At 48.0% G+C, this 8440-nt stretch carries 9 protein-coding genes; 3 read left to right on the top strand and 6 right to left on the bottom strand.

Translation table 11 applies throughout. The annotated features are described in order from the left end of the window. Positions 1-29: 29 nt before the first annotated feature. From FZ040_RS11650 to rpiB, 5 genes are all read right to left on the bottom strand, one after another. Positions 30-1253: a Fic family protein gene (locus FZ040_RS11650; protein WP_149172138.1), complete on the bottom strand. Its 1224-nt coding sequence runs from the start codon at positions 1251-1253 to the stop codon at positions 30-32. Positions 1254-1506: 253 nt separating this feature from the next. Beyond that, a complete protein-coding gene (gene ychF, locus FZ040_RS11645; RefSeq protein WP_033170655.1) occupies positions 1507-2613 on the bottom strand; it encodes a redox-regulated ATPase YchF in 1107 nt (368 codons plus the stop codon). Between the two features lie 22 nt (positions 2614-2635). Then, the gene (gene upp, locus FZ040_RS11640; RefSeq protein ID WP_033170656.1) at positions 2636-3274 is read right to left on the bottom strand and encodes a uracil phosphoribosyltransferase; all 639 of its coding nucleotides are present in this window, start codon (positions 3272-3274) and stop codon (positions 2636-2638) included. Positions 3275-3291: 17 nt separating this feature from the next. Continuing rightward, positions 3292-4539 (bottom strand): serine hydroxymethyltransferase, encoded by a 1248-nt coding sequence (gene glyA, locus FZ040_RS11635; protein WP_149172137.1) that lies wholly within the window; start codon positions 4537-4539, stop codon positions 3292-3294. Positions 4540-4618: 79 nt separating this feature from the next. Further along, positions 4619-5062 carry a ribose 5-phosphate isomerase B gene (rpiB, locus tag FZ040_RS11630; RefSeq protein WP_033170658.1) on the bottom strand — a complete coding sequence of 148 codons (444 nt, stop codon included), beginning with the start codon at positions 5060-5062 and terminating at the stop codon, positions 4619-4621. Between the two features lie 218 nt (positions 5063-5280). Here rpiB and FZ040_RS11625 point away from each other — a divergent pair, with 218 nt between their 5' ends. Both FZ040_RS11625 and FZ040_RS11620 read left to right on the top strand, forming a co-directional pair. Then, a complete protein-coding gene (locus tag FZ040_RS11625; RefSeq protein ID WP_149172136.1) occupies positions 5281-5568 on the top strand; it encodes an RpnC/YadD family protein in 288 nt (95 codons plus the stop codon). A gap of 39 nt (positions 5569-5607) precedes the next feature. Next, on the top strand, positions 5608-5946 hold the full coding sequence (locus FZ040_RS11620) for a hypothetical protein (protein ID WP_149172135.1): 339 nt from the start codon (positions 5608-5610) through the stop codon (positions 5944-5946). A gap of 57 nt (positions 5947-6003) precedes the next feature. Here the strand turns inward: FZ040_RS11620 and wbaP are convergent, their stop codons facing one another. Continuing rightward, the gene (gene wbaP / locus FZ040_RS11615; protein ID WP_149172134.1) at positions 6004-7425 is read right to left on the bottom strand and encodes an undecaprenyl-phosphate galactose phosphotransferase WbaP; all 1422 of its coding nucleotides are present in this window, start codon (positions 7423-7425) and stop codon (positions 6004-6006) included. Between the two features lie 309 nt (positions 7426-7734). On the opposite strand from wbaP, the gene FZ040_RS11610 reads away from it, so the two are divergent. Next, a complete protein-coding gene (locus FZ040_RS11610; RefSeq protein ID WP_149172133.1) occupies positions 7735-8352 on the top strand; it encodes an RNA polymerase sigma factor in 618 nt (205 codons plus the stop codon). The last annotated feature ends 88 nt before the right edge of the window (positions 8353-8440 follow it).

Raw genomic sequence — 8440 nt, 5'->3', positions numbered from 1 at the left:
TTTTTTGAATCAATTGATAACTATCCGGCTCAAACTGATTTCGGTAACACCGCGAGATTTAATTTGAACCTATGGGCGCGGTGACTTTTATCTATCTGGATATATTCTGTTGGTATGTTGTTGATATGTGTTTTTATCGTCCGCTCATTTTTCCTCAAAGTCCCTGCAATTTCAGCTAAAGTTGCTCCATCCTCTGAAAACAGCGCGGCTTGAAGCAACACATAACAAATGCTTTTGTCTGTTTGGTTATCAATCACATCAAGCTGACCTAAAGAACTGCTATATTCATTTAACAACCGCTGTTTTTCCTTTAAATCTTCTTTTACACGCACGATACTCTTTTCTATAATCCATAAAAAGCCTGTAATAAAGGGGGTCAAATCCCCTCTGTTTCCATAGGAATTCGTTTCCTCAAACAGCTTATAGTACATGCGGAGCGATTTTTTTATGGTAATGGATAGCCGAATTGCCACCAGCGGGCTCAATATACGTGCAAGATAAAACGATGTAATAAAACGTGATGTGCGGCCATTACCATCATAAAATGGATGTATGTACCCAAAAAGATAGTGATAGATTGCTACCCGTACCAAATTGGGAATTTTAGGATCATGCAAAATAGACAGAGCCTTGTCCATATTATCAATAATCTTTCCTTCTGGATAAACGCCACGGTGTATCACTTTTGTCTTTGACCATACCTCCACACTGCTTTTCCGAAATATTTCGCCGTCGGGAATATTTTTCGGATCATCTCTGCGAATTTCATCTAAAATGAACTCATCATAGAACTTGCGCAAATCCGAGCTATTGTTAAAAGGAATATCCTGCTTATTCTGTAACTTGATATACTTGTTGACTGTACTCCATAGGCGAGTAGTTTTCGCTACTGATATATTGTCCTGAGCATCAAGCGCCTGACTGATTTCCTTCCGGGTACTGTTTACCCCCTCGATATCATTACTGGATTTTATTTCCTCTATCAGGCAAGCTCGCTGGAATGCCTCAATTGCAATGGCAGGGATGCGATTGGCTATTATCGTCAGCTCGTTCATATGGCTCATCAACGAGATAGTTGTTTGCATAAGTTCTTCCGTATAATAAAAGAATGCCGGATAGTGGCGTTGACTATTCGCAGGATGAATGTTGAAATCAAGCACATGCGTCAAGGGCGAATTGTACAGCGATTGGTAAAGTTCATTCCATTTATGCTCATCGGCATGGAATAACGTATTTAAATGAATACTTTCCATACAAGCACCCTTTCTAACATAATATCTCCCACAAACCAACTAGGAAAAAAATGCAATTTTTTCCTAGTTGCTAATCTATGTAGGAAAAAACGCCGCTTTTTTCCTACATAAAAACAGCTCCACACCTAACAAACCTAAAAATCCACATTCCTTTGTTATATAATAGCTTTCCTGATACAAAAAGGCAAGATAAACAAAGGGGGCCGGTTCACGTAATCGAAACGTATCCCAGCCCCTTGACTGTCATATAATTTTATACGTTAAAGCGGAAGTTTACGACATCGCCATCCTGCATGACGTAATCCTTACCCTCAACACGTACCTGTCCCTTCTCACGAGCAGCGGCGACGCTGCCGTTCGCTACGAGATCGTCGTAGTTGACAATCTCGGCACGGATAAAGCCACGCTCGAAATCCGTATGGATTTTGCCAGCGGCTTTCGGTGCCGTCGTTCCTTTGACGATCGTCCAAGCACGGCATTCATCCGGGCCAGCCGTCAGGAACGTCTGCAGTCCCAAAAGATCAAAGGCCGCCTTGATCAAACGGTCAAGACCACTCTCCGTCTCGCCGAGATCTTCGAGGAATGCTTTCGCCTCTTCTTCGTCGAGTTCAGCAATTTCCGACTCAACTTTCGCCGAGATAGCAACTACCTCTGCGCCCTCCTGAGCCGCGAATTCCTTAACCTTCTGCACATACGCATTTTCCTCGAAAGCCGTTGCCACTTCATCTTCAGCCACATTCGTGACATAAAGCGTCGGTTTCAGCGTGATGAGGTTCATATCCTTGATGACTTCGAGGTCATCGTCGCTGAGGTCGACCTGACGGGCCGGTTTTGCCTCGTCGAGGGCTTCCTTGATGCGGCGCAGGATTTCATCCTCCACGCGGGCTTCCTTGGCACCGGATTTGGCCAGTTTTGCCACTTTCATGATGCGCTTTTCGACCACTTCGAGGTCGGCCAGGCAGAGCTCCGTCTGGATGATGTCGATATCGCGCAGCGGGTCAATGCCGCCCTCAACATGCGTGATATTCGGGTCTTCAAAGCAACGGACAACATGTGCTACGGCATCAACCTGACGGATGTGCTCGAGGAACTTATTGCCGAGGCCCTCGCCCTTCGAAGCGCCTTTTACGAGACCAGCAATATCCACGAAACGGACCGAAGCCGGCGTCGTTTTCTTGGAATCATAGAGCTCATGGAGCACCTTGAGGCGCTCATCCGGAACCGCTACAACGCCGACATTCGGCTCAATCGTGCAGAACGGAAAATTTGCGGCCTCTGCGCCAGCCTTTGTAATCGCATTAAAAAGCGTACTCTTGCCGACATTTGGCAGGCCGACAATACCTACTTCTAAATTACTCAAAATACTTACTCCTTTAAATCAATCAAAGCGTGCCGAAGATACGGTCGCCAGCATCGCCCAGACCCGGTACGATATAGCCCTTTTCGTTGAGCTTCTCGTCGATGGCCGCAACGTAGAGCGGTACATCCGGATGATCTTCGTTGATGACCTTGATGCCTTCCGGTGCAGCTACGAGGCACATGAGAATCAAAGACTTCGCACCTTTTTCCTTGAGCAGGGAAAGCGCTGCCGACGCACTGCCGCCCGTTGCGAGCATCGGGTCAACGACGATAAGCGTACGCTCCTCGACATCATTCGGCAGTTTGCAATAATACTCTACCGGTTTGAGCGTCTTCGGATCGCGATACATGCCGACATGACCGACACGAGCTGCCGGAATCATGTTGACCACACCATTTAACATGCCCAGACCTGCACGCAGGATGGGAACTACGCCCACCTTCTTGCCCTCGAGAACCTTGGCCTTGCATTTTGCGACCGGCGTCTCAATCTCGATTTCCTTCAGCGGGAAATCGCGGGTAATCTCGTACGCCATGAGCATAGCAATCTCTTCCAAAAGCTCACGGAAATCCTTCGTTCCCGTATCCTTCTGGCGCATCAGCGTCAACTTGTGCTGAATCAGCGGGTGATCGATTACGGTAACTTTCATATCTTCAGACATTTTCTTTCTTCTCCTTTTTACTCATAAAGCGGGTACTTTTCGCAGAGAACAGCAACGCGCTTGCGTGCCTCCTCTTTCGTGGCTTCATCCTGTGGATTCGAAAGGACCATTGCTATGATGTTGCCTACTTCTATCATATCATCCTCTTTAAATCCACGGGTCGTAAGGGCCGGCGAGCCCAAACGGATACCACTCGTGACGAACGGGGAGAGCGGCTCAAAAGGTATCGTGTTGCGGTTGGCGGTGATATTGACCTCATCGAGCACAAACTGGGCCTCTTTGCCCGTGATGCCCTTGCTCGTCAGGTCGACGAGCATCAGATGGTTGTCCGTACCGCCCGAGACGATGCGGAAACCATCTGCCGACAGCGTATCAGCAAGTGCCTTGGCATTCTTCTTGAGCTGTTTGGCGTATTCCTTAAACTCCGGACGCAGTGCCTCGCCGAGCGCGACGGCTTTAGCCGCGATGACATGCATCAGCGGGCCGCCCTGGATGCCAGGGAACACAGCCTTGTTGAACTGCTTGCCAAACTCCGCATCGCGGCAGAGAATCATGCCGCCGCGCGGGCCGCGCAACGTCTTATGGGTCGTCGTCGTGACGACATCGGCATACGGAACCGGGCTTGGATGCTCACCAGCAGCGACCAAACCGGCAATATGCGCAATATCAACCATCAGATAGGCGCCGACCTTCCTCGCGATCTCGGCAAGACGCGGGAAATCAATGACACGCGCATAAGCAGACGCGCCTGCCACAATCAGCTTTGGCTTGCATTCCTCGGCCTGCTTCTCGAGCGCATCGTAATCAATCGTCTCGGTTTCCTTCGTGACACCATACGGAACAATGTTGAAATACTTGCCCGACATATTGACCGGACTGCCGTGCGTCAAATGTCCACCATCGGTCAGATTCATCCCCATGACCGTATCGCCCGGCTGGAGCAGGGCAAAGAACACGGCCATATTGGCCTGCGCGCCCGAATGCGGCTGCACATTGGCATACTCCGCCCCAAAGAGCTTCTTGGCACGGTCGATGGCCAGCTGTTCCACTTCATCCACGAACTCACAGCCGCCATAATAGCGTTTGCCGGGATAACCTTCGGCATATTTGTTCGTCAGCACACTGCCCTGCGCTTCGAGGACGGCTTTGCTTACGATATTTTCCGATGCGATAAGCTCCAGCTTCGTGCGCTGGCGGTTCAGCTCATTATCGAGCTGGGCTGCGATTTCGGGGTCAGACTTCTTCAGTGTTTCCATAAGACTCATAGGGAGAACCTCCTAAAACAGATGATGAATGCGGACACTTGCTTAATTTTTAATTGTTAGTATAGCGGCAAATATAGGATTACTTCTGCTCGATTGCCATGATTTTATTTACACGGCGCTCATGACGGCCGCCCTCGAACTCGCCTTCCACCCAGGCGCGAACGATTTCGCCAGCCGGGCCGAAGCCAACAACACGGCCGCCCATAGCCAACACATTGGCATTGTTATGCTGACGGGACATCTTAGCCGAATAAACATCGTTGCAAAGTGCACAACGGATGCCCTTTACCTTGTTGCAGGCAATGGAAATGCCGATACCCGTACCGCAAAGCGCAATACCGCGGTCAGCCTTGCCCGAAACAACATCAGCACAGATTTTCTCTGCGATATCCGGATAGTCAACCGATTCCGTGCCAAACGTGCCGACATCGGTTACTTCGATATCGCCATATTCCTTGAGCACCATTTTGACCTCTTCTTTCAGCTGGACAGCGCCATGATCGCTGCCGATGGTGATTTTCATGCTCTATTCCACCTTTCATACATACTAACCTTTATTGTATCATAAGCCACACGAAAAAAATAGAAGTCCAAGAATTTTTCCGTGGCGAAATAAGCGCCTTTACCCATACAAAAAAGACGCCTATTATTACTTATCGAAAAAATATTTTCTAAAGCACAACGCACAATGTGTATACATTCCCTCATATAGAATTCATGTTCTCTTTATGATATAATATTATGGATTACTTCATCAAAGAAATCGACGATTGCATCACGGAAACCAAAACCAACCACGAAGAAAGGGTGAGTTACATGACATACGAAATGAAAATGCAAGAAGCTCACGACGACGGCCGTGCCGAGGGACGTGCGGAAGGACGTGCGGAGGGCCGTGCGGAAGGCGAACGCAGAAATCAGGAACAAACCGCCCGTGATATGTTGCGCGACAACATGGACATTCAATTAATCATGAAATACACGCATCTTTCTGCCGACCGCATTGCCGAGCTTGCCCAAAAGCTCTAAATAAAATAATTTCATTATAATCTTAGGAGGATTCTCACTATGCGCAAACTACTTTACACGCTCGCTCTAGGCACCGCTTTAACCCTTGCTCCTTGGACAGGCGCCACCAAAACCGCCTGCGCGCAGGACGTCTGGGCTGCCTCTTCCGGCAACTACAACTACTACGTCGTATCCGAAACAGTCCGTGCTACAGGCAACCGCTACAGCGCCCGTGTAAAAGTAGATGAGGGCAACGGCCGCTCCTTCCGCATGGACAAGTTCTACATGTGTGACAGCTACGGCCTCTACACCCAAGGTACCGACGGCGGCTGGATTCCCGTAAAAGGCGGCTTCGACCTCGGCATCTTCCATACCATCCTTACCCTCTCCCAACAGTAAAGCAAAAATACAAAAAAGTTCCGCGCAATCGGCATTTACCGATTGCGCGGAACTTTTTTAATAGGCATCTCTACCCAATACTACATGAATCGTCTTAAATAAAATCACAATATCCTGCCAAAGATTCCAGTTGCGTACATACCAAGAATCCATCCTCAAACGTCCACTAAACTTCACATTACTGCGTCCACTAACCTGCCAAAGTCCCGTCATTCCTGGAACCGTCATACAAATAACCGGTAAATAATCGCCAATCTGCTCCCTTTCGCGTGGCAAATAAGGACGCGGCCCCACGAGACTCATATCTCCCTTGAGCACATTAAAAATCTGTGGCAGTTCATCGATGCTGTACTTGCGAATGATACGGCCGACACGCGTAACACGCGGATCTGCCCCACGAAGCTTCTGGAACTCCGTCCACTCCTGCTGTGCCTCCGGATGATTCAGCAAATATTCCTGCAAAATCCGATCCGAATCTACATACATCGACCGGAACTTATAACAACAGAAATTATGCCCATCCTTTCCAATCCGCTCCGCATTATAAAATATCGAGCCCTTAGAATCCAGCTTGATAAGAATCGCCGTCACCACAAGGATCGGCATAATCAAAAACGCAATCATACCACCGACCAACAAATCAAACGCACGCTTAAGCAGCCGATTCGACAGCCGGTTCAAATTATTATACGTACGCAAAATCAACAGCTGATCATCGAGACTTCGAATCGCCTTCATATTCCCAATCGGGATTCCAAACAAATTCGGTATCAACGAAACATGTTTGACAAACGGCTGTACCCGATAAAACAGAGCAATATTATCCGCCTTCGTAAGTCCTGGCGTTGCCAAAATAACCTCATTCACCGGATTCTCCTGCAGGATAGCTTCCACCTCCGCGAACCCGCCCAGTCGTGGATAATCCTGCAACAACGGCCTAGTCTGTACATCCTCTACAAAGCCCACGATCTCTACCCCAGAGCCAAAGGCACGAACATATTTCTGCGCGGTCTTACCAGCACCAATGATAATAACCCGGGTCTGCCATACCCCCAATTTACTAAAGCCCCATCGGAGCAGGCAACGCTCAAAATACAGGCCCCAAAAGCCAAACAACCACACAAAGAGTAAAAAACCTCGCGAAAGCGGCCCTCCCGTATGCAACACGAAATCAAAAACAATGATGGATAGGATTGCATAAGTAGACGCCTTGAACATCTTGCGCGCATGATCTGTCATCACGCGATGCGTGCGATATAGATCTGCAAATAACAAATTAGACATATAAAGCACAGGCAAAAGAACATACCATGTTTGCGGAGGGTACACACTATGCCCGATAACCCATTCTGCTGCCACCAAAGATAATTGCATCGCACCACAAACGACCAACAAATCTACGATAAACAAAATCACAGGTCGAAGAAAATAATTCCACTCGATATGCTTTTCCTCCAGCTGATTCTGTACTTTTACCAAATCACATTCCCCTATCTACGAGAAAAACATCGAAAAAATAAGACACTACCTACCGTGCCTTATCCTAAAATCAAACCTTATGAAAAACCTAAGTACAGTATATCATCTATGTGTATATTGCACAATAAATAATCCGTGTAAAAAGCACATTGAAATTAACAATATCTATTAAATATATTTCGAACGTATCCAGAGGACATGTATGCATCCCATAAACATTTTTATACATCTTCTTTTAGTCTCAAACATATTTTCGACTAAAATACATCTCCCATCCTATACTAAAGGCAAACGAAAGGAGATGTTCCTATGAACAACCTAAGCAAAACAGACGAAGACAAGCTCATCGCCCAAGTCGCCGAAGGAAACGAAAAAGCCACCGCCATCCTCTATCATCACTACGAAGGCCTCCTCATCAAAGAATCCCGGGAACGCTACCTTGCCGCTATGAATCTCAGCGACGAAGCCCCCGGAATCGCCCGGCTTGCCTTCTACGAAGCCATCAAAAGCTATGACGCCACCCGCGGCATCCACTTCGCCGCCTATCTCCAGCGTCAAGTCCGCGGCACCCTCTATACCGAATTCAAACGCCAGCGACGCTACCTATCCCGCACCACGCACCCAGACCAAACCGCCACCGAAGAGCAAAACTTCTGGGATGTCTACGCAGACACCAGCCGCAGCCAAAACCACGAAGAAAAAATCTGCCACCGCGAACTCCTTCGCCAGGCCATTCATCTACTCACCCCAGCCGAGAAGCGCCTTCTGAGCCTAATATATCTCTACGAACTCCCTCAAAAACAAATCGCCAGCCTCCTGCACATCACCCATCAAAGCATAACCAAAGCCAAAAAACGTCTGCTAACCCACCTGCGACAAACAATATCACAGCCCACCCCCTGCCTTACCTGTGTATACATTCTTTAATATATGGAATATTTGTTCGCAGTGTAGTATAATATCTTTATAGAGAAAATATGTTCTCTATAAATGTTTTTCCTTGCCGGCACAATGC

The sequence above is a fragment of the Pseudoselenomonas ruminis genome (assembly GCF_008271295.1).
In the GTDB taxonomy this organism is placed as follows: Bacteria; Bacillota; Negativicutes; order Selenomonadales; family Selenomonadaceae; genus Selenomonas_A; species Selenomonas_A ruminis.
Note: the sequence above shows the minus strand (reverse complement) of the source record. Positions and strands in the feature narration are given on the sequence as shown.